At 52.2% G+C, this 20795-nt stretch carries 13 protein-coding genes; all 13 read right to left on the bottom strand.

What is annotated here, in order from left to right:
• Positions 1 to 28: 28 nt before the first annotated feature.
• Complete coding sequence (locus GSUB_RS16505; protein ID WP_040202739.1) at positions 29 to 2245, bottom strand: hypothetical protein; 2217 nt, start codon at positions 2243 to 2245, stop codon at positions 29 to 31.
• 71 nt (positions 2246 to 2316) lie between these two features.
• Positions 2317 to 2766, bottom strand: coding sequence for a prepilin-type N-terminal cleavage/methylation domain-containing protein (locus GSUB_RS16500; protein WP_040202738.1), 450 nt, complete (start codon positions 2764 to 2766; stop codon positions 2317 to 2319).
• A 96-nt stretch (positions 2767 to 2862) separates the two neighbouring features.
• A complete protein-coding gene (locus GSUB_RS16495; RefSeq protein ID WP_040202737.1) occupies positions 2863 to 3393 on the bottom strand; it encodes a prepilin-type N-terminal cleavage/methylation domain-containing protein in 531 nt (176 codons plus the stop codon).
• Positions 3394 to 3797: 404 nt separating this feature from the next.
• Positions 3798 to 4376, bottom strand: coding sequence for a TraE/TraK family type IV conjugative transfer system protein (locus tag GSUB_RS16490; RefSeq protein WP_158414118.1), 579 nt, complete (start codon positions 4374 to 4376; stop codon positions 3798 to 3800).
• 40 nt (positions 4377 to 4416) lie between these two features.
• A complete protein-coding gene (gene traL, locus GSUB_RS16485) occupies positions 4417 to 4698 on the bottom strand; it encodes a type IV conjugative transfer system protein TraL (protein ID WP_040202735.1) in 282 nt (93 codons plus the stop codon).
• Positions 4699 to 5058: 360 nt separating this feature from the next.
• Positions 5059 to 6312, bottom strand: coding sequence for an RNA-guided endonuclease InsQ/TnpB family protein (locus tag GSUB_RS16480; RefSeq protein ID WP_052465101.1), 1254 nt, complete (start codon positions 6310 to 6312; stop codon positions 5059 to 5061).
• Positions 6309 to 6707, bottom strand: coding sequence for an IS200/IS605 family transposase (gene tnpA / locus GSUB_RS16475; protein ID WP_040202734.1), 399 nt, complete (start codon positions 6705 to 6707; stop codon positions 6309 to 6311). Before tnpA ends, GSUB_RS16480 begins: the two co-directional genes overlap by 4 nt.
• Before the next feature lie 18 nt (positions 6708 to 6725).
• Entirely contained in the window at positions 6726 to 11120 is a 4395-nt protein-coding gene (locus tag GSUB_RS16470; RefSeq protein WP_158414117.1) for an Ig-like domain-containing protein, read from the bottom strand.
• A gap of 1399 nt (positions 11121 to 12519) precedes the next feature.
• On the bottom strand, positions 12520 to 13716 hold the full coding sequence (locus GSUB_RS16460) for an RNA-guided endonuclease InsQ/TnpB family protein (RefSeq protein WP_040202731.1): 1197 nt from the start codon (positions 13714 to 13716) through the stop codon (positions 12520 to 12522).
• Positions 13713 to 14066 carry a MerR family DNA-binding transcriptional regulator gene (locus GSUB_RS16455; protein ID WP_040202730.1) on the bottom strand — a complete coding sequence of 118 codons (354 nt, stop codon included), beginning with the start codon at positions 14064 to 14066 and terminating at the stop codon, positions 13713 to 13715. The genes GSUB_RS16460 and GSUB_RS16455 overlap by 4 nt, the downstream gene beginning before the upstream one ends.
• 91 nt (positions 14067 to 14157) lie before the next feature.
• On the bottom strand, positions 14158 to 18222 hold the full coding sequence (locus GSUB_RS16450; protein ID WP_040202729.1) for a conjugal transfer protein TraG N-terminal domain-containing protein: 4065 nt from the start codon (positions 18220 to 18222) through the stop codon (positions 14158 to 14160).
• Between the two features lie 14 nt (positions 18223 to 18236).
• Entirely contained in the window at positions 18237 to 19670 is a 1434-nt protein-coding gene (locus GSUB_RS18835) for a conjugal transfer protein TraH (protein ID WP_084212228.1), read from the bottom strand.
• A gap of 17 nt (positions 19671 to 19687) precedes the next feature.
• Complete coding sequence (traF, locus tag GSUB_RS16440) at positions 19688 to 20641, bottom strand: conjugal transfer protein TraF (RefSeq protein WP_040202984.1); 954 nt, start codon at positions 20639 to 20641, stop codon at positions 19688 to 19690.
• Positions 20642 to 20795: the final 154 nt, after the last annotated feature.

The raw sequence follows: 20795 nt of genomic DNA, 5'->3' as shown, positions 1-20795 counted from the left end.
TCAAATATCTCCCAAAAGGATTTTTCTATTATTTTCTCGAAACAGAGAGGTTGTCCGGCCGGACTCCATCAAGCATCCCTGGAGTCGGCGGATTGCCGAATTTCTGCGGGTCAACAGAGTTCTGATCGGGAGTTTGCGAAGAACTCGGCTTTGGCTTGTTTTTGCTCAGAACGGGCTCTCTCATCAGGTTTTCTTCCTCGGTCTGCGCCGCCATGCGGGCAATATTTGAGAAGCCCCGAGTCTTGTTGCCGCTTCGCTGTAAAAAGATCAGCTTTTCTTCGAGGTCCAAAGCGTCAGCGTCCGAAACAAAAACAGCCTTTTCTCCCATCTCGATTTCAACAAGATGAAAAAGAGTTTTTTCGTAGAAAAAAGCCGCGCCCTTTTCAACGAAGAAGGAGTTTCCGTCGTCGTCGGACATCACCACACATTCAGGCGTCATGCTGACAAGGTAAAAACCCGGCGGATTGTAGTGCGTCATATTTTTCTGCGCTTTTTCGCGCTGTTTTTTGATTTTCTCTAATTCTTTCTGGAGCTTTTTGTTTTCTTCTTCGGCTCTATCCAATGTAATTTTAAGAGCCTTGAAGCTGATCGAAGAGTCTTGCTCGGGATCTGAGATTATGAGCGGTTTTGCTTGATCCGGCCGACCAGGGACAGCTCCATCGTCTGGATGTTCTCGTTGATGAGTATCCGGTCGATCGAAGGGGTAGGGCTCATCGTGCTGAAAGGCAGGGCCTTGAGATCCTTGATGGTCAAAGGGGTCTGCCCCTCCCATTTGAGCTTGGCCTTGATTGTACTTAGGTGTGGGGTTTGGGATACTTCCGTTTTGATATCCCATGCCATCGGCATCTTGTCCTGGAGCTGCGTAAGCCACGCCTGTTGCGAAATGATAGGCACTGGTGAGGAGTGCTTTTCCAATCTCTGCAATCGGTCCGAGAGGATAGATATATCGGTAGTCAATATCGTGTTTTGCGTCGAGAGCTGAGAGTGTTTTTTCTCGAAGAGATTGCCCATATAGAGCATTGTCAGACTCAGAACGAATAGGACGACGATCGGGCGCCATCCCCCGGGGGAACTCTCCCAGGACCTTATCCTGGAAATCACGTTTTTGAGGGTCATCGAAAATCTTTCCTCCTATTTGAACCGCTTGGGAAACCCAATCCCGTTTTTTTTCGACTTTGCCGCTGGGAAACATCTTCAAGAAAGGACGCAGTTTTCTGCCCGCCTCCTCTACATTGTCTTGAACGTACTGTTCCTTAAAGGACCAGAATTTGCCTCTGATATCGATATTTTCGCCACGGATATTGATGCTGGTGATAGTAAAGGGATACGGCTCGAGGGCTTGCTTCAGAAGATCGATGGTTGAGACGAAATCACCCCATCTTGTGCCGGGCTTATGTTTTTGATATGCCTTTTTCAGAGATTCTTTTTCATTAACTGAAATCTCGATCTCTGACTTCTGGGCCAGAAGTTGGGCTGATTCCATTTTTGTCATGGCATATTGAACGCCATGAGTGCCCAGAAATGCGGTTGCCGCAAGAGTTGTGGCCAGTACCGCTGCTGCAAAGGCCGTTTTTACCGGGTATCTTTTCGGTTCGTAGAAAAAGCCCGTGGAGTCAAGATGTACCCCCTTTGAGAGAGAGTTCAAAGTGTGACACGGCGTCTGCGGGGGCAGGTTGAAGATCTCCGCGTCAGGAAAACCTACCGCCACAACCTCGTAGGGCACACCCTGGAATTCGCGTTGAAGGTGGCGCTGGGTTTCTGCGAATTCGATCTCAAAATCTTCCATATTGGAAGGAGTGATGATGCGCGTAAAAACGTCCTGCCCTTTATGGATGAAACTAAAGGAGACACTGCCGTGTTTATCTTTGAGATAGATGGCAAAAAGGCGGCTTTTCTCCCCGGACTCAAAAGCGCGATTAAGGGCAGACAACACGATTGACCCCGGCAGAAAGCCCACGCCATAGTCTCTTCTGTTTTTAAAAGGGATGCTGGGCAGATAAAAAACCTGAGCCTTGTTTTTGTGCTTGCTGTAAGCAAAACATGGTATCTGCTGGAATGACATCCCTTCAAGCTTTGTTCTTATGCGCCGGTCGTCTTCTCGCCTTCTGCTTTGAGCCGGGAGCATGATCTCCAAAGGCTTGATCTCTGCGCTGAACACCGCATAAAGAACATCCTTTTTATGAGCGTTTTCTTCGCTCAGAAATTCCTCAACGGTACAAAAAGTGTAAGGCCCTAATTCAATCATAAAAACTCCGCATGGAGGCTTTGCAGGTCAATCTGTTGGGTTGCAAGATTTGGTTTGTCGAAAAAAACGGATCAGGAACCCAGCGCCCACTGGATATTGCCGCTGCTTTCCCCGCTTTCTTCATCCACCATCAGATCGAGTTCCTGGGCGACTTTGACGCACTCGGCATCCGGGCACTCGATATCGAGGTAAAACACCTTGCGTCCGCTGGTATGCGTGGTCTGCTTGAGAAGCCAGGTCGCTCCAGGCAGTGATTTCGGTGCGCGGTCGAGATAGTCGGTGTCGACCAGATCATCGAGAAAGTTACCGTCGCCGTTATTGTCTTTGAGCCCGCCGTCACGAAGGATTGCCGCTTTAACTGCGGCCCGCAGGGAAAGAACTTCGGCGTTGACTGAAGCCACTTTTTCCCGATCAATGTGTTTAAAAAGCATCGGGACGACAATGGCTGCGGCCAGAAGAACCAGGGCGATTGCGACCACAATCTCAACCAGAGTAAAACCTTTTTCTTGAGTTTTTTTCATTCCCTTTATCCCCTTTTAAGGTTAAAGCAAAGGGGGCGGGGTCTCCCCCGCCCCCTTTGCGGTTATGCCAAGACTGCTTTTGTGGCAAAAGTGAACTTAGATGTTGCTGTGCCAGGCGGAGGTGTTCAGATCAACGCCGGTGCCGTAGAGCAGGTAGGCAAAGTAGCCGGTGGTTGCGTCCCACTGCAGGATGCCTGCGGATTCACCGCTGTCGCCGTCAATGCGTTCGTCAAGCCTGGTCAGACGGTCAATTACCTGGGCATCGTTAGGGGCAAAGGTTCCTTTGACGAAGAAAGCGGTGCCGCTGTTGGTGGTAGAATCGTCAAGATTGATTTCGTATTCAACACCTTCGGTTTGCGGCACACGGCTCATGAAACCTGCGTCAACGAGGTCAGGGAAGTAGTCGCCATCGACAGGTTCTGCAAGAACACCCAGATTATCGGTGTAGAAGGCTTCAAAGGCCGCACGGGTGTTTATCAGGGTCTCGTTCAGCGAGGCCACTTTCTGGTCATCGACATAGCCCAGCAGCATGGGGGTGACCACAGCACCGGCCATCAGGACCAGCACGGCTGCAATAACCATTTCGATCAGAGTGAAACCTTTTTCGGACTTTTTGAACTTAAGCATGTTGTTTTTCTCCTGTTTTTGTTTTGTTTGGGTTGAAGAACAAAAATCTTTCACGAAAACCAAGGAATCAGAAATTGATGGTAGCTACGCGATAGGCACTGTCCTCCTTTCTTTCATTTATGTCGATGAACGCTCCCGCCACTAAACCGCATTGGTTGTGGTGGGGGTTTCTTCTCGGGTCAACGAGGTCTGCGCCTGCGACGGTTGCCGCGTGCGACTGACATCCTCTCTTCCGAGCGCAACTTCGGGTCGTCCCACCCCTGGTTGTTTCCGTATACCGCTTTTGTGCGGCTGTTTGAACTGGATCTCACCCGCGAGCAATGCCTTAACGCCACGCTGCTTGATGACCCCAGCGGCGTTAAAGTCAGCATTCTCGTGATGTCCGCGGCGCCTATGTTCGACGCCTATTCTGCTTTCGGGCGAAGTTGGGCCGCGCCCTCATACACGTCGAACAGCGTGAAAACCGGCATGTAATTTTTCACCTCGATGACGAATTCATACGTCCTTACTTCTCTGCGGGGGTCGCCGAAGGGTCCTGTCGTGGTGGTCTCCCCCGTAATAAATACGCGGTTGCGGGATTTTTGATACTGGGCCGACGAAGGGCTGAAGGAGACGGCAATATCATCTTCACGAAGAACCCGGGCCTGCTCCGTGATCGATTTTCTGACCTCCTGGTAGAGGGTCGGAGACAGGTACAGGGAAATACTTTCGCGAACGAAGTCCACGTTCTTGGGTGTGACGTTGCCAATAATGTCAGCCATAAACCAGCCCCAGGCCAGCTTGTAATTCTCGCTCGCTCCGCTTTTCTCAATAACGGCATCTTCCTGCAAGTTCGGGGGGACAACAGTAACTACCGTGCTTTTTGTCCCGAGGAAAAATAAAAGGACAATGATGATCAGAAGCTGGGCAACGTCTGCAAATCTTCGCCACTGAAGTTCTTTGACCGCCGCTCTGAATGATTTTTTATATTCTTTAAAGATCAATTTTTTTCTCCAGCCTTCTTCGAAAACATCAAACAATCACTTACGGCAGAAAACGTCTCTTATAAGGGTTGACAAGTGTGACACCTTTATCTGGCAGGAATCCGACCCAGTAAAAAAAGTGAAGTATAAATCCGTCTGGACGGCTGTTTTTATATCTTCTGTAAACCCTTACGGCCGCCCAACCCAGCAACATGAAAATCAAGACCCTTTCAAACATGACACCGAAGGTAATCATGACCATCATCGGAACAAGTTCGTCAGCACTCCACATAAGAACTTGGTGTGGGTCATCAATTTTTGTTGGTATTTTGGTTGGCTCCATCTTTACCTCTTCAATTCTGGATCTATTATCTGAGAAAATTTTTCATTTCTACCCCTGAAAAAACCTCTATTTTGACCTTTTTCAAGGGGTGAACTCTCCTTAAACCTTTTTCGTGTTTCGCAGCGAGAGTGATTATCGTTTTAAAAAAAGCCATTGATACCCTCGAAAAAACCGGAATTTTCGCCCTATTTCGAGGAAGTTTTTTGTTGCAGAGTCTTTGATAAGGTTTTTCACTTATTAGTAGAGTTGGCGCAGAAAAGCCCCAGCAGTAATATTTGCTGGGGCTTTAGAGTTTTAGAAGATAGAGAGGTTGACGTACTCCCACGGCTAAAGCCTGTGGAATTCTTGGGAACCCCGGGCTTACGCGGCGATATGCTCGCCGAGCAGCGGTCCGGGTATGGCCAAGCTACTTGGGGCCACGTCGGGGCCATCTACGCAAGCCGGCGAAAGCCGCTTGCGATACTTTGGATACGCCTGGCGGTGCTCGATTCGAAGCTGCGGCAAGGGGATTTGCGGATGCTTTTTCCAAAGCATCATAAAACCGGCCTTGCCGTCGCGGTGCGCGGAAAAACCGCAGGCCGCGCATACGAACAACCGCCCCCGGGCACGGTTTTGCGAACCGCACACGGGACAATCCCGACTGGTGCCTCGCTCGACAACGAGGCACGTTTGAATTCCGGCTTCCTCGGCCTTGTAGCTCAGGTACTGCTTGATGCGCCCGGTTTCCATCTGCGAAACCTTCTGCCGGGCCTTGCGGTTGAGGCGTTTAGCCTTGCGGGTGTTTTTCTCAACCCCGGCCGGGTTGCCGATCACCAGTTCCGAAACGCCTTGCTCCCGGCACCAATCGATCGCCTTGCGCGTCGCATGGTGGAGCAGGTCGCGCACCTGGCGGTCGGTCTTTGCCCGCAGACGCGCCTTGGCTCGCCGCAGCTTCTTCCAGCGACGACTGCCCTTCTTGCAGCGCGACAGCCTTTTGGCGAAAGTTCCAAGACTCTTGTTGCGCTGCTGCTTGGCCGACCGGATCTGCCTGCCGGAAACCACCAGCCCGGCTCCGTTTTCGGCGCAAACGGCCACCGGGTGAATCTCGCCGATGTCGATCCCGGCCCGAAGGCCCTGCTCGGCGGGCTCGGCCGGTTGGTATTCAGCCGTGCAACTCAAAACGTACCGCCCGTGGCGCCACATGATCTCGCAGGTGTGGATGCCGTCGGAAAACGGAAACCCGGTGTCGAAACGGATGCCTGCTTTCAAAGTGAGCTGAACGGTTCCGCTTGCGCTGCAACGGATCGCCATCTGTTTGAACGGAACCGTCACAAACCGCTTCTCGCGCCACGGGTAGTTCTTATCAAGACCCATGCGCCGGTTCTCGGCGGCCGTCCGGCGGTTGCCGCAAAAGCGGTCAACGAGTCCCTGCACCGTCTGGCTGTGCAGGTCGAAACGTCCCTTGAGCCGCTTTTGCAGATCGTTTTTCGAGATCCAGCCGCCGCCGGCATCGTAGTGCGCCTTGGCCTCGGCAACGATGGCGTTCCAACACCCGGCGGCTTCCTGCTGCACCTGCTTCAACAGGTCGCACTGCTCCGGCGTCGTTTGCAGGATATGGTGACGCGCCTTGATCATCGCAGCTTCTGGTCCTCGATGTACCGGGTTATGGTCTCGGCCGAAATATGACCGACCGTTTCGCAATAATAGCTTCGGGTCCACAGCGTCGGCACCCGGCTTCTTGTAAGGGAAAACTCGGCGCGCAGTATCCGCGACGACGCCCCCTTGAGCTGCTGGACGATGTAGTGGGGACTGTCCACGGGAGAAGCCTTTACAAAAAGATGGACGTGATCGGGCATCACCTCCATCGTTTCGATTCGCCACCCCCGCTCACGGCACTTGTCGCCAAGCAATTGTTTGAGCCGCGATTCGATATCGCCGGTCAACAACGGCCGACGGTATTTGGTACACCAAATCAAGTGGTAGCCGATATTAAACACGGCCTTGTTGCTTGTCGTCCATCGTGCGGTCATAGTCAACTGCGTAAGGCTTTAGGGGATAATCTCCTCAATCGTCACGCTATCGCCGGAATCGTCTGTGGCGGTCATTGTGATGCGTACCGTCTGATCCCCTTTGGGGGCGGCCAAGCTGAGTAGATTTGAGGAACTTCCGTAGCTTTTGCCATCGATAAGCCACTGATAGCCGGTCACCCGCCCGTCTGCGTCCTCGCAGTTGGCCTTGAAACGATAGACCGGGTAGCTGCCATCGTAGAAACTTTTTTCCACCTCGCACTCAGGAGGGGTGTTTTCGTTGACTACTACCACATGCTGAGCACTTGCTGTGGCCCCCATCTGAGAGGTTCCTTGGACATCAATAACATGGATACCCGCCTCAAGATCGAGCGCGATGCCGGTTGAGCCGGTATCTGGCAGCTTCTCATCGTTGAGAAAATAGTCGAATTCACCCATACGGTCACGGGGATGACCGCCGGAAACTCGCGGTGAAAGCCGCACGCTTAGAGGCGCACGTCCGTAGGGGTTGCTCTCATAGGTGTAGAACTCGATATCGAAGGGGTCGGGTTCAACCACTTCGACCTCCGCAGTCACCGTTGCCTCAAAGCCGCGTCGGTCAACGATGTCGCAGGTGACCTCATGGATGCCAGGCTCCTTGAACCGGGCCTGCAGACGCATGCCGGCATCATAAACCACCTCGGCCGAAGCGGGCAGACTCCAGGTATACTGCGGGTCTTCAAGCCGGATATTGGTGTCGGTGGACAGCGCGTACAAGGTCACATCGGCTGGAGCCTGCGGCAGCTTAATTATCTGCCGAATCTCAAAATCTGGCCAGATATACTGTCCTGTGGCCACGCGGCGCTGCCAGGTGGCGGTCAGCTCATCGCTTTTATGCCCTTTGATCCAGGCCGAGTAGTAGAAGCTTATCCGCTTCGCTTCGGCATCAGCCACGGTTGCCGTATATTCATATACCGGCTCGTCAATCGTGGTGCCATCAGGCAGCGTCCACCGCCCCTCAATGGGATAGCGCTCGGTGTCCATACCCGTGTAGGGCAAAAGCAGATTGGAGGCGTTTATCGTGTAGGTCTTTCCGGCCTCCATGTAGCCGGGAACCACTACGCGGCCTCGCGGAGCGCGCGGCGGCATGATTTTGACGTAGTAGCGCTGCTCATCCCAGGCCCTGGGGTTGTCGTCGGGAGAATCAGGCAGTTTGGCCCGCACGTTGAGCATCAAAGTGGTAGGCTCATCGCTTTTGTAGTTGTACGTATCACCTGTCGAGAGTAGCTCCCCGCGAAGGGTCTCCCACTGAATGATTGCATCGACCGGCTCGCCGTCGATGGTGGTTTTGGCATCAATTGTCAGCTCGTCGCCGACAAAAACCGCCTTGGGCCCTGAAAGTTCAAGCTTTGGGACATGAAAGCTGTTGATCTCGATTGTCTCGGTATAGCCCCGAGCGCCAGTTTTTGAGTTCTCCACCTCGGCGCGTACCTGGTAGATTCCGGCTTCAAACGTAACGTATTTACGCCACGGAACATAAGATTCCTGCTCCAGAGGTTTCCAAGTCTTACCTCCGTCCTCGCTGACCTCCCAGGTAATCTCTCCCAGTACCATACGCGATTCAGTATCCATCTGCAGCATCAGCACCGTACTGAAAGGTGCAACGCCTGAGTAGCGCGACGGGTTGACCTTGGCATCGGGCTCTGTGCCTTTGAAAACCACGGTGTAGTAGCGATTCGATTCGATGGTGCGCTCGTACTCGCCGTCCGGGGATTTAATGGTCGACTCGGCGATGAAGCTGTATTTGCCCGCGGACACATCGTTTAGAACGCCCTCCCACACCCCGTCGGTCATAGGTCGAGGCTCCATTAAAGGGGTGATCTCGCGGTTTTCGTACATTCCCATCTGAACCGTCCACAGCCCGTGGCGGTCTTCGTTGTAGATCACATCAGCGCCAACCACCTCGCCCAGTTTGAGTTTAAACGGAACCCCTGTGGTATCAAGCGCCTCGCCGTTGGGTTTTAAAATCAGCTTGGTGCGCTCATCGGGCACACGCAGTACCTTGGGCTCGATGGTTGCGCTGATCTCAGGAAGCTCTGTGTAGTAGGCCTTGATCTGCACAGGCTCCTTGCTCCAAAGAGGCGCTTCGTCCATTTGAAGCAGGCGAGTAAAGGTCACAATGTCATCGGCCCCCATCCAGCTGCGCGTAGCATACTGATAAGAGCGATCGGAATCTTCAACGCCTTTGACCTCCATGGTCACCCGCGCCGCCTTTCGTGGAACACCCACCTGCGCATAGCCCAGAGTGCCGCCGCGCTGAGAGCCAACGTAAGTACCATTCTCTAGCTGTTCCATGCGCGAAAGAATGCTCAGCGTCGGTGCCGGCGGGTCGTTGACCGTAATGGTTGAAGATCCCTCGCCCAGCACAATCTCTTCACCCTCACGGGTAAAGGTCAAAATCTCCCACGCCATCTCGTGTTCACCCAGTTCATCGATTTGTCCCTGCAATCTCGGCGTATAAGCGTTTTGCGAAAACGCAAGCGTGCCGGGTAAGAGGGTAAAGCGTGGGTAGCACAGTACCTTGTCGCGGCTGGCTGCATCCTTGGCTTCTTGAGAGGTTACCGCCAACCGGCAGGGAATGCCGCTTTTTTGCTCAAGTTCAAAGTCAAGTTTTTCCACCGTGCGGGCAATGTCGTTGAGATCTGCGTTGGGTCCATACTCAAAATCCTGCGGGGCGATCACTTCAAAATCAAAACGGTCGGAGAATAAATCAACCTTATTGCCCGCATGATCAAAAACACTGACCGTGTAATCGATTCCTTGGGGACCAAGTTCATGTACCCGGCCGCGGAATCGCGGCGGGGATAGAAAATAATTCTCAAGGCCCGAAGCGCTTGGCTCCCATTGCATCAAGCAGTACGGATTGCTTGAGAGCGCAGGTCGTGAACGGGCGTTGTCCTCGCTAGTCGTCAGGGTGCAGTTCATCAGGCCATTGCTCTGTGCGGACAAGTCGGCCACTTCAAGCATCTGCTCGATCTGAAGATCCTCAGACGGGTCCCAGGATAGTGCTCCAAGCCAAGTTTCGACTTGCGCTCTGACCGTTGGTGCGTAAGGCACTTTGGGTTTGAGAAGCACGGTGGAGGCCCCAACGCTTTGGTCCTGCGGCGCCAGAGTAATCCCGATCTTGCCGCGGCTGCTGCTGAAATCATACCCTTCGATCAGGCCGCGCTCGCCTGCGGACAAGGCTTGCCCACCCACCGACAACGAGACTTCGGAATCGCTCTCAAGCATCACCTCTACATCGGCGCTGCCGTTTATGCCGCCACCGTCGATTAATTCTATCACCGGAGAAGCTATCCCGGATTGCCCGTCCATGCGGCCAAAGGTGTGTGCAGCAGCAGGAAGCTTGACAAGCCCGCCGTTGATCTCAACGATGCGCGGAACATATTCAAGATCAACGCTTTTTTGTACGCTATTCTCACGCCAGTCTTTAGCGTAGGCGGTCAGCGTGTAGGGCGACTCCTTGGTGCGCGGCAGCAGCGGTACATCAAAGGTATAGACCGGCAGCGGCCCCATAGGCGAAAGATCAATCGATACATCGTCCGGGCCGCCTGTGAGTTTAAGCCCGGTCAGCTGCGGAGCATCATCGAGGTTGTCGGCCATCACCACGCGCAGATCCTCAAAGTAGGCAACCGCCCCGCCGGTAAACAGATTATCGCGCTTGGCAAAATAGAGATGCGGAGCCTTTGTGTCCGGGGCGAGGCCTCTGTCGCACAGATCGGTTGCGGGCACAAAATCGCCGTTTTGCGTACAGTCAGGGTCGGCTTGGCAGATGCGCCCTTCAAAAAGGCTTAGCTGCGAGGGGCAGACCTTATCGGCTGTTCGCCGGCACAAATCACTTGAACCGTCCAGATAGCCTCCTGAGGGGCAGTCCACAATCTTGCTGCATTTACTGAGCGCGCTGCTCCAGGCGTAGCCGTTGATGCAGTTGTAGGTCTCGGAGGCCTGACATTTATCGACTGAGGTATTAAGCGAGCCGCCCGAGGGGCAGCTGCTGCTGCGGGTGCATTTGCCTAATGAGGCACTCCACGAATAACCGCTGGGGCAATTGTAGCTTGCCGTGCTGGCGCATTTATCGAGACTGGTGCTTAAAGAGCCCTGCGAGCAGGTAGCACTTTTGGTGCATTTTCCCAGGCTGCTTGAGTAACTGTAACCTGTGGGGCAGTCCGGAGAACCGCTGGCCGTGCAGAGATCCAGTGACGTATTGAGTGAGCCTACCGAGCAGGTTGAGCTTTTGGTGCATTTTCCCAAGCTGCTTGAATAGCTGTAGCCGCTCGGGCAGGGTTCGTTTGGAAGGGAGTAGCAATATTCCCCTCTTTGCGTTTCCCCTGGTCCACAGCTTGGGTTTTCCTCGTGGATGGTATATGTGGCAGGCACGGTTTTCCCACACCTTGTTCCAGTTGTTCCGCTTGGATAGTACCCTGACGGACAAGTAACGTGATATGTTTTGCTGGTATATACCGTTCCTCCGTGAGTTTCTTGAGGCGTCCCTGGATAAATAAAAGGACCTCCCAATCCATTCAAGGAGACTGAGCACATGTGGTTAAATGTAGCGGTTGCCACATAGCTGCCACATGAATATAATTCACACTTATGATTTATACCAGACCCATCAAATAGTATCTGGCAAGAAGCTCCACACCCTTGGTCTTCATAAAAAACTGAACATCCTTTCCAGTAAGTGGCTATAGCATCTACATAGACTCTATGTATTGGACTTTCGAGTTCTCTGCAGTAAGTTTTATCTTCTTGCCAATCATAAAAGTAGTTTCCTTGTCCACAAACAGGTCTACGGCATTCTCCGCCCACCAAGACAGTCCCCGAAGGACACCCTGGTGCTCCATCAGAACTTGCAATGCACAAATTATGGCTTAGGTGATAAGTCCCAGGATAGCTACATGACGGCTCAGCCACACACCGGGTCCCGTCAAAATGACTTCCGCTTGGACAAATAGTGCCGCTGGTATTGGCTACGCATTTGTTCTGCGAGGTCGAATAACTCCCCGGATAAGAGCATGAAGGCGAAGACAAACACTGCGAACCGCTAAGCGTGGTTCCGGACGGGCAGCTGCGGGAGGTGAAATCAGCAAGGCACTTGTTCTGCGAAGCGCTGTAGGTTCCAGGGTAGCTACACACCGGTGCTCTTTCGCACTGCGAGCCGTTAAACGAATAGCCGCTGGGGCAGGAGATGGAATTGTAGCTGGCAAGACACTTGTTCTGCGAAGCGCTGTAGGTTCCCGGCATGGGACACTGAGGCGTAGCACTGCACTGTGAACCGCTTCGGGTATAGCCGGCGGGGCACTCATAGCTAAAATCGATTTCGCACTGATCGGTTTCGGGATTAAGCGTACTTCCCGAGGGGCAAACCACGTTGTCACTCAGGCATTTGCCGCTTGGCTGATCAAACTCATAGCCTGGCGGACACGCCCGGTCATCGTCGCGATAGTCGCTGCCCAAAATCTCATCGACCCACTGCTCCACAGACTCTGCGGACCAAGCCTGCCCTGGTGAGACTACCGGCAGAAAAAACAGCGCAAGCAGCAAAAGCGCCGGAAGGGAAAATCGTCTTGTCAGTGCAAACATCGCCTTGTCCCCTTTCTCGAAACAGCAGAAAGCCTCCTACAAACAGAATGCTCATTGCACCCAAGAGTAAACTGTTCGAGAAGACTTTTTGCTGCCGAAAAAGGGCGTTTCACTGCCTTATTTAAAGATTTTTTGGCAGACACATGGAATTGACACCGTTCTATCAGACCTACCCAAACCTGCTCAGACGTATCTAAACCGGTTCAGTGCTGATTTCCTGCTTCACAGAGGCCGGTTTCACCGTGCTTTTGCAAGCACGGCCAGCGCCTTCCTCTCCACAGGCTGACACCGTGGAACTCACGGCGTATGTAGCCAGATTTCTGGCCGCATTCAGATCCCGGTCGTGGCGCGAGCCACAGTCCGGGCAGATCCAGTGCCGCAGGGATAGCGGCATGTCGTTCAGCGCCGAGCCGCAGGCCGAGTATGTCTTGCTGCTCGGAAACCAGCGATCAGCCACGACCACCAACCCGCCCCGTTGCGATGCCTTGTAGTTCAATTGCCGACGAAACTCGAAAAAGCCCATATCGGCAATAGATCGGGCCAAGTGTCGGTTTGCCATCATGCCGCGCACATTCAGATCTTCGATCCCGATGGTATGAAACCGTCGTGTTAGGTCGGCGGTCAGTTTGTGCAAGGCATCGGAGCGGACATTCGCAATACGGGCATGAAGCCGCGCCAGTTTGGCCTTGGCCTTGTTTCGGTTGCTGGAGCCTTTCTGCTTGCGCGACAGGCTACGCGATAGCCGCCGAAGCCGCTTGAGCAATAGTGTGTGCGCCTTGGGGCCGATGATGGTTTCTCCCGTCGAGAGTGTTGCTAATGCCGAGACACCCAGGTCCACACCTACTACGCCTTGGTTTTCGGCTTCTGGCAGGCGTGGATCGTCCTGGGTGTCCACAGCAATACTGACAAACCAGCGGTCGGCCACACGGTAGACCGTGGCCGACAGGATCTTGCCAGTAAAGCGCAACGACTCTCGCATACGCACCCAGCCCAGATTGGGGATGCGTATGCGGCAGCCGTCGATGCTGAATTGGTCGTTGGTAAGGGTGAATCGATCACGCACTCCCTTCTTGCGGAACTTCGGGTACTTGGCGCGACCGGCAAAGAAATTCTTAAAGGCATCGCCCAACTGCATGATCGCCATTTGTGGCGCATTTTTGGTGACTTCGAGCATCCACGGAAACTGCTCACGTTTGATGGTATTTAATTGACGGCGCAGCGCCGCCTGTGATGGCTTGGGCAGGCTGTTGTCCTGCTTCCATGCGTCATACTGGCGTTGCCACTCGACCAGCGCCCAGTTGTAGGCGAACCGCGCCGTCCCGGCTGCCTTGGCGAAATATGTCCCCTGTTTGTTGTTGGGCGCAAGCGCGATCTTGTGCGCAACGATCATGTCGCGTCCTCCACGGCTTTCTTTACGCTATCAAGTGATTTCTGGTTTTTGCGCGAGCGGCTGCCATACAGCCTGGCGCTAAAGACCGTGATGATCTCCAGCACTTGCTTTTGTCTTTCCAGATCATCCTTTTGATCGTGGCTGGAAACGCGGGCGTAGGCGATGGTGCGTCTCGCCGCAGCTTCCTCGGCCCGAAACATCTCGGGACGTAGTTTCGCCAAGTCGTAACGGCGATGGCCGCCTGCCGTGTGCTCCGGCACCAACTTGCCCGCTGCTTCCCAGCGGCGCAGGGTGGTGACAGACACACCCAGCGCCTTAGCTGCATCACTTATGCTTACATATCTATTCATATTGTACAGATTAGACTAATTATGGTGATATTTCAAGCTAACTGTTAAATCCCTCTCCATCCTGAAGTGGAGGGATTGCCGCGCTTTTTGTTCAGGACTCAGGCATCATCACTTCTTTTTTCATATCTGGCTTCTGGGAGGCACCACTTCTATTTTCAAGAGAAGGACCACCCCTGTCCGATGTTGGCCGGACGGCGGATTTCGGAATGGCGGAACCCAAATTGCCAACTTCGTTATCTATTTGTGGCTTTGAGGGCCCACCACCTCCATCTTCAAGGAAAGGACCGCCCCCACCTGATGCTGGTGGTGATGCAGGAGATTTCGGAATGGCGGGGTCCAAATTGCCAACTTCGTTATCTATTTGTGGCTTTGAGGGCCCACCACCTCCATCTTCAAGGAAAGGACCGCCCCCACCTGATGCTGGTGGTGATGCAGGAGATTTCGGAATGGCGGGGTCCAAATTGCCAACTTCGCCAGTTGCGTTCAAGTTGCCTATTTGTGACACATAAGTGCTGCTACCAACGGCTGCATCGTGCATGATTAATTGTGCAATCCTTGGATCGCCAACGGCTTCTATTTGCTCCTTATACATTCCCTCCTGATAGATATCGTTCATTTGCTCTCCCAAAGGAAGGCCCCCCACAATCCCTTCTAGCCCACGAGAGAGGGCATTCATCCTAACTGCGGCAAAAAGATCAGCTTGCTCTGGAGTGAGGCCATATCCCAGAGCTTCTTCCCTGGCATCCTGTGTCCATTCCTCGTGACGCTCCTCCATATTATCCATAATTGCGTTCAGTGCCCCTTTGATTGGATATGACACCATTTTAAATTCCGGGACATGTTCCTCAGCCTCCGCTACTCGTTTACCCAGGTGTGCCGCTGCTGCCCCTGGGCCGTTTGCTACCTCTTGGTAGAGCATAACAGCGGGGTGTGCAGACGCGACAGCTCTAGCAACGCTGGCTTCAGGAACAGCCTCAACCGCCTCATCCCATTGCTTCTCTATATTTGCCGTTGCTGCCCCATCCCCATTTACCAACCACTGGTACGCCATCACTGCTGGTGTTGCAGACAAGCCAGCTTCCAGAAGTTCTTTTCCTTTAGAAAACAGCGATTGCTGCTCTTCGCTCATGGCTTTTTGTCCATGCTCCGGGAAATTGGCGATATCATCACGAGCCACTTGCACTTTTTCCATAAGGTTTTCATACAAATGAAGACCTTTTTCATCTATGTTCGCAACAGCATTTCCGTTTTCATCCAGAGTGATCCCGTTAGGATTGAGTTTTTCTTGGTGCTCTAGAAATTCGTAATATGCTTGTTCTGCCCCACCAAGGGCTCCTGCGGCGCCAGCACCAATGGTTGTTCCGAGAATATCAAAGCCCTTTTTAGTCATATCTGTGGCTGTCGACAAAGCTGTTCTTGCGGCCTCTGTTGCCACCCCAGCAGGGCTTTTATTCTCCAGACTCGCAACCATACGGTTAAGAGCTTCATCTTTTGCTTTGTCGTTAAAGGCTCCCTGCTGACCAGCCGCGGCAGTGGCAACTCTGTTTTGGTATTCGGCGTGGTTAGCGCGGGGGTCTCCGTTTTCAATCTTTTGCTGACCGTCCGCAATCCTTCCATCGACGCCGGGGCGGCCTCCTGCAGCAAGCTCTCGTGCCTTATCGCTTGGCCCCGGCACCCCAGTTTGAACAGCAGCTTGGGCGTCATTGGCCTTACCCTTAACTTTTCCTGTATCAACCACGCTCTGGTTGGCGTTTGGATCGATATGGTTATCAAAGCCTTGGCGTCCATCGGCCCGAGCCGCGAAATTAAGCAGTTCATTGGAGGCTTCCGTGCCGGCCTCAGTGCCTGCGTTTTGCTGGGCATATCGGTTGAGCATCATCAGGCCTCCGGCAAACATCCCAGCATTGCCGTTCATCCCGAGTTGATTTTGGCCATAGGCCATGGCGTCATCAAGCAATTTTCTTTTATCGAGTGACGAGCGCATCTCCTCCATCAACTGCGGGTTGGAGGTCGCCTGGTGACCCAGGGTCACAGCGTCGACGCTGCTTCTTCCTCCAAAAGCTGTCTGGTGTGAGGTTGCCTGCTCGTAGCTGTCTTGAGCACTGAGAACCTTTTGTGCCGATTCAGTGAGATTTTCGTTATCGGAGACCTTCTCGCCACCCATGACTGTGCTGGTTGCCTGTGATCCGGAATCCTTATCGACACTTTCTGCAAGCTGCGCCATAAACGCCTGGCTGCCTTGATGCCCTTCGGTGCCGGCCACCCTATCCATGGCCGAGGCAATTCCGGATTCGGAGAATTGGTTGCCAATGCTCGCACTAACACTTCCGCTAAGCTGTGCTCCAAGGATCTTGCCAAGATCTCCGGGGCCACCGCCTGCTTTAAGGTTTGCGAGGAGGGAGCCTGTGACTACATCCTGATGCTGCTGGCCAAGGCCCAGTTCTTTGGTCAGGTCTGCACCCCACTTAGCCATTGTCTGGTCTGTCTGGCTGCTTGAGGCACTTAGTCTTTGATGCAGTCCCTGTGTATTGGACAAAGAGTCGCTTTGCCCGAATTCGCTTGAGATCGAGCGCCCCAGGGATTGGCCGAAATTCATGGTGCTGCTCGAGACGGCCGACTGTGCGGAGCTGACTGACTGCTGCAGGTTCTGCCCGATATCGAAGCTTCCAGCCAGGTCCTTCGCTCCTGTGAATCGCGACCCTGAGACGCGATTGTGTGAAAAGGCTGAGTCGACATTGAGGCCTGCGCCTGTATTGACAGGATCGGGAGCAACCGCTTTTTCGTTGACATGATCCCCGCCGGAGAGTTGCCCGGAAAGACTTACGGCGGCATAGGTCGACCCCAGCAAGACCATGGTCAGGACTGGCGTTGCCGAGGCGAGTTTCCCGGCTACCGCAAGCTGATCCTGAAGCATGGTTGAGGCAAGATAAAATCCGTCGAAGCTATCAAGGGCATAAGTTTGTCCGAGTTGCTCGAATTTTCGTTGCACAGTCCAGTTGATGTAATAATTCAAAACGGCCATTGTCGGCATCCAGAGTTGTATCCAGATGGCAAGGCTTAGGTATTTCATGATAATTTTTGGACCCATGGGCAGAAAAACCGCCAGAAAAGCCATAAACGGGGTCAGGCAATACCAGAAAGCCTCGAAAAAAGTCATCATGGGACGAACGATTGTTGAAAAAAGACTTCCCTCTGCGGCCCATTGAATATTGCGCTGCTGTCTTGCGCTTTCAACCAAAATAGCTTCGGCTACGTCTCCATCCTGGGCATGGCTTAGACTGATGCCTTTTGAATAAAGCTTGCTCAAAATTGACGTTATCATGAAGCTTTGCGCGTTTGTTGATGACAGACTAAAGGCGTTAATTGCTGACTGCATATCTCCGATAGGGTCTGTGCTGTCTATCGTTGAAGAAAGATAATTGTCCCAGTTGACCCAAAAATCCCCACTCCTTAACAAGCTATCAAGTTCTGCATAAGCTTCAGAGCATGAAAGGGACTCAGGAGGCTGGTCAGGAAGGTGAATTTTTGTCCAATAAACATTGCTATTGTACTTAAGCGCGCTCCAGGCAGGGTTGGACAGGGCGATCTGTTTAGGATTCAACTCTTCCCTTTTTAGCCCTACGGCAACGCAATCTTTAATATAATTAACAATCGATGTTTCTATGTCTCCCACTTCACTGGTGTTTACGTTGTCGTTGCCCCCGACTGAAGCCGTTGCAAAATCGAGATCTCTGGCTTTAAGCAGCGCTTCAAGAGGTGCTGCGAATCCATTGCTTATCATTGTGGGCAGGCTAAACGCCTGTTCCATATACTGAGTAACCTCGTAGCCCATCGTAGACATGACATGGCCTGTTGCCGCCACGCCCCAGGGCACATTGTCGACAGGATAAGCCGCCGTTTCGTAGGCGTCATTGACGATTACTGTTGCCGGGGGGCCAAAAAGTGCAGAGAACAGAAGCCAGCCAATAAGAACATTTTGGAAAGGAACAGACTTGCCACCCTGAAGAATGCTTTGCACCGAGAACGCCAGAATGCTGAGAATCATCCCTATCGATGCAAGTTGATACGGCGCTCCTGTCCCTACAAACATTGCAACGGAATTCAGTATTGATGCTAGATACTCCGCATCTCCGATGCTCCAAATTTCCATCGTCATTTCAAAGCCCCTGACTATTTATTGCTTTTGGTTTCAGTAGGAGGTTCCATCTGAAGCTTTTTCTTCTCTCCCGAATTTCTAATACCTTCATAGATCTGATCCAAAGCTCCGCTGTAAACCACCTGATTTCGATACTCTTTTATTTCAGCAAGGATTTTATCTTCATGCTCAGCAAGCTTCTTCAGGAAGGAAGTATTCATTTCGTAGCTGTGAGCATGGGCCGCTTTTCTGATTGAACGAATAGCTGTTGCGATAAATTCGTCAACGAGTTCGGCAGCAATTGTCTCAATTGCACTCTTGGCGTAATAGCGCGCCCCCCCTGGGCTCACGATCGCCAGATCTCGAATCCTTTTTCCATGGATAGGAATAGCCTCCATAAAGGCCATCTCCTCATCGGATAGAGAACCCTGGTTGGTGATGAATTTCTCGACAATCCCGATGGAGCCGCTTTCGCCAAAAAACATCGTGCTGACTCGATCGACCATTGTAGGAATAGCCATTTGCTCCGTTGCTTTTTCCATGCAATCGTCATCCGGGCAGGAATAGATGCTCAGGTTCGGTCTTTCGATTTTCGTGCTGCCAAGCACGTCCTTGATGTTGAGAATAGGGATCCATTCTTCAACTTTGGGCGCTTCCTTATCGGTGTCTGAATCCTGTTCTGCGGTTATGACAAGAGAGCCTGTCAGGCTCATAATGATTTTTGCCATCTCTTTGTCGCCGTGAGAGGCCCAGCTGATGACTGCGGAACCTCCCAGCGTCGGGGATTCTGTCAAAGATGCCCAGGCAATATTGCCGAGCATCTTTTCATCTTTAAGCTTCTCTTTTTGAGCTTCAGTCGCGTCACTTATAGGAGAAGCCCTAAGTAGTCCTGAACCCCAGGCTTGAAAATCATCAGAATACTCTCCCCATTGTTTGAACCTATCTGAGACTTTTTTACCAAGTTCAGATTGTTGTGGTTGTGTTGGAAAAGGAAGTGCTGTATCTACAAGTTTTGTTGCAACTTGACAGGAATCAAAATTCATACTACTAAGATTTCGTGCAATCTTATCAATTTCTCCCATAACTGCACTACATGTAGGGCACATGGTCTCTAAAGCCATCTTAAAGGCATAACCTGCCGCGTTCGATGCAATAGCTCTAAACGCTTCAATCATACGATCAGCGTTTATATAGCTAAAACTTCCTGTAAACATATCTATTCCACCACAACCAGCATCTACTCTTGGCGGTTTAATCGTAAAGAGATCACCGTTCCACATAGGATTTCTCGTGTAAGCTGATCCTCCAGAGATAACACCTCTTGATTGTCCCTGGTATGCTACAGGATTTGTCACGTTCGACATTGATCCGAATATTGTATCGAACTCTTCTGACAATCCAGCATTTGCATTCAAAGGTAGAACAAGGGCTAAAAATAAGATCGCTTTAGATATGAATTTGTGTTTCATTGATCATTCCCTTTATTTTACTGTTCTTTAAGATACTGGATTATCTCATCAGGTTTTTTTTCTGAGAAAGAATCTTGGGGTATCTCCGTGTTCAGAAGAAAATTTGCATCCATCGGACGAGTTGAATTCAGCATCTCTTTCGAAATCCATCCGTTGGACCCCGCGGCGAACAAAATCCGCTCTTCGAGCATGTCGCGAGCCATGGTCGTCTGGCCCAGGGGCAGAAAGTCCATGGACTCGGGGCGCACCAGAAAAATAGCGGGTGTTTTTTGCACACCAAGCTTTTGTGCCTGCCCCTGGTCGACCACATAGTTTTTAAACATCCCGGCCGGGGGCGCGCTGCCATCAATGGAGACAGGATAGATCTCGATTCCGTAGCGCTCTTTGAGCGAAAAAAGTACGGGCTCTTGAACCTCACACTGTCCGCAGCCACTTTGGTAGAAAAACCAAAGGCCTGCTTGCTTTGAAATGGCATGAAGAACTTTTGCTCGTGCCCTTCTGGTCTCTTTGTTTTTCTGCTCTCCGCCAAACGAAGACAGCGGCCTGCGGGTATTGGCGTCAAGAACGGCATCTGAGATCACAACCGACTTGGCGACATCGGCAAACACTTGGGATTTATCGAGCGCATATTTTTGCAGATACAGATACATCGAGACGTTTTCAGGTGTCGGATTGTCAACTGCCAGGTCCCTGTATTTGGGCAAATTCTCCCGCATCCACGCTGCAGACAGCGGAGCGGGGCCTTGCTCTTTTTTGATCTCCGGCTCTTTTTCTTCTGGAACCGGCTCCTTCTCTTTCGGCTTTACAACAATCGAAGGAGGTTCCGGCTCTTTTTCTTCTTCGGGGACTTCGGGCTGCTCATACCAAAACCATCCTTCCGCTTTTCGCTCAAACCAGCGCCCTTCGCTGAATCCCAAAGAAGGCTGGATGAGAATCAAGAAAAAGACGAGAAAAAACAGTATCTTTTTCATCAAAAAACCCTTCTTGAAAAATTTAAAAAGAAAACATGCTGGCATATTAACCCGGCATTTTCTTCAAACAACCCTCGAAAAAGGGCTCAAAAACGTCCTTTTTAAAGGGTTGTGTTGGAGAGACAGAAACAGTGACCGGTTCGACAGTCATCGT

Origin of the sequence: Geoalkalibacter subterraneus, assembly GCF_000827125.1 — a bacterium.
Taxonomy (GTDB): domain Bacteria; phylum Desulfobacterota; class Desulfuromonadia; order Desulfuromonadales; family Geoalkalibacteraceae; genus Geoalkalibacter_A; species Geoalkalibacter_A subterraneus.
This window is presented reverse-complemented; position numbering and strand designations above follow the sequence as displayed.

What these genes read in the sequence shown, in the direction of transcription:
- GSUB_RS16505 (WP_040202739.1), bottom strand. Translation starts at nt 2,245, where the DNA reads ATGATTGAATTAGGGCCTTACACTTTTTGTACCGTTGAGGAATTTCTG.
- GSUB_RS16500 (WP_040202738.1), bottom strand. Translation starts at nt 2,766, where the DNA reads ATGAAAAAAACTCAAGAAAAAGGTTTTACTCTGGTTGAGATTGTGGTC.
- GSUB_RS16495 (WP_040202737.1), bottom strand. Translation starts at nt 3,393, where the DNA reads ATGCTTAAGTTCAAAAAGTCCGAAAAAGGTTTCACTCTGATCGAAATG.
- traL (WP_040202735.1), bottom strand. Translation starts at nt 4,698, where the DNA reads ATGGAGCCAACCAAAATACCAACAAAAATTGATGACCCACACCAAGTT.
- GSUB_RS16480 (WP_052465101.1), bottom strand. Translation starts at nt 6,312, where the DNA reads ATGATCAAGGCGCGTCACCATATCCTGCAAACGACGCCGGAGCAGTGC.
- tnpA (WP_040202734.1), bottom strand. Translation starts at nt 6,707, where the DNA reads ATGACCGCACGATGGACGACAAGCAACAAGGCCGTGTTTAATATCGGC.
- GSUB_RS16460 (WP_040202731.1), bottom strand. Translation starts at nt 13,716, where the DNA reads ATGATCGTTGCGCACAAGATCGCGCTTGCGCCCAACAACAAACAGGGG.
- GSUB_RS16455 (WP_040202730.1), bottom strand. Translation starts at nt 14,066, where the DNA reads ATGAATAGATATGTAAGCATAAGTGATGCAGCTAAGGCGCTGGGTGTG.
- GSUB_RS16450 (WP_040202729.1), bottom strand. Translation starts at nt 18,222, where the DNA reads ATGACGATGGAAATTTGGAGCATCGGAGATGCGGAGTATCTAGCATCA.
- GSUB_RS18835 (WP_084212228.1), bottom strand. Translation starts at nt 19,670, where the DNA reads ATGAAACACAAATTCATATCTAAAGCGATCTTATTTTTAGCCCTTGTT.
- traF (WP_040202984.1), bottom strand. Translation starts at nt 20,641, where the DNA reads ATGAAAAAGATACTGTTTTTTCTCGTCTTTTTCTTGATTCTCATCCAG.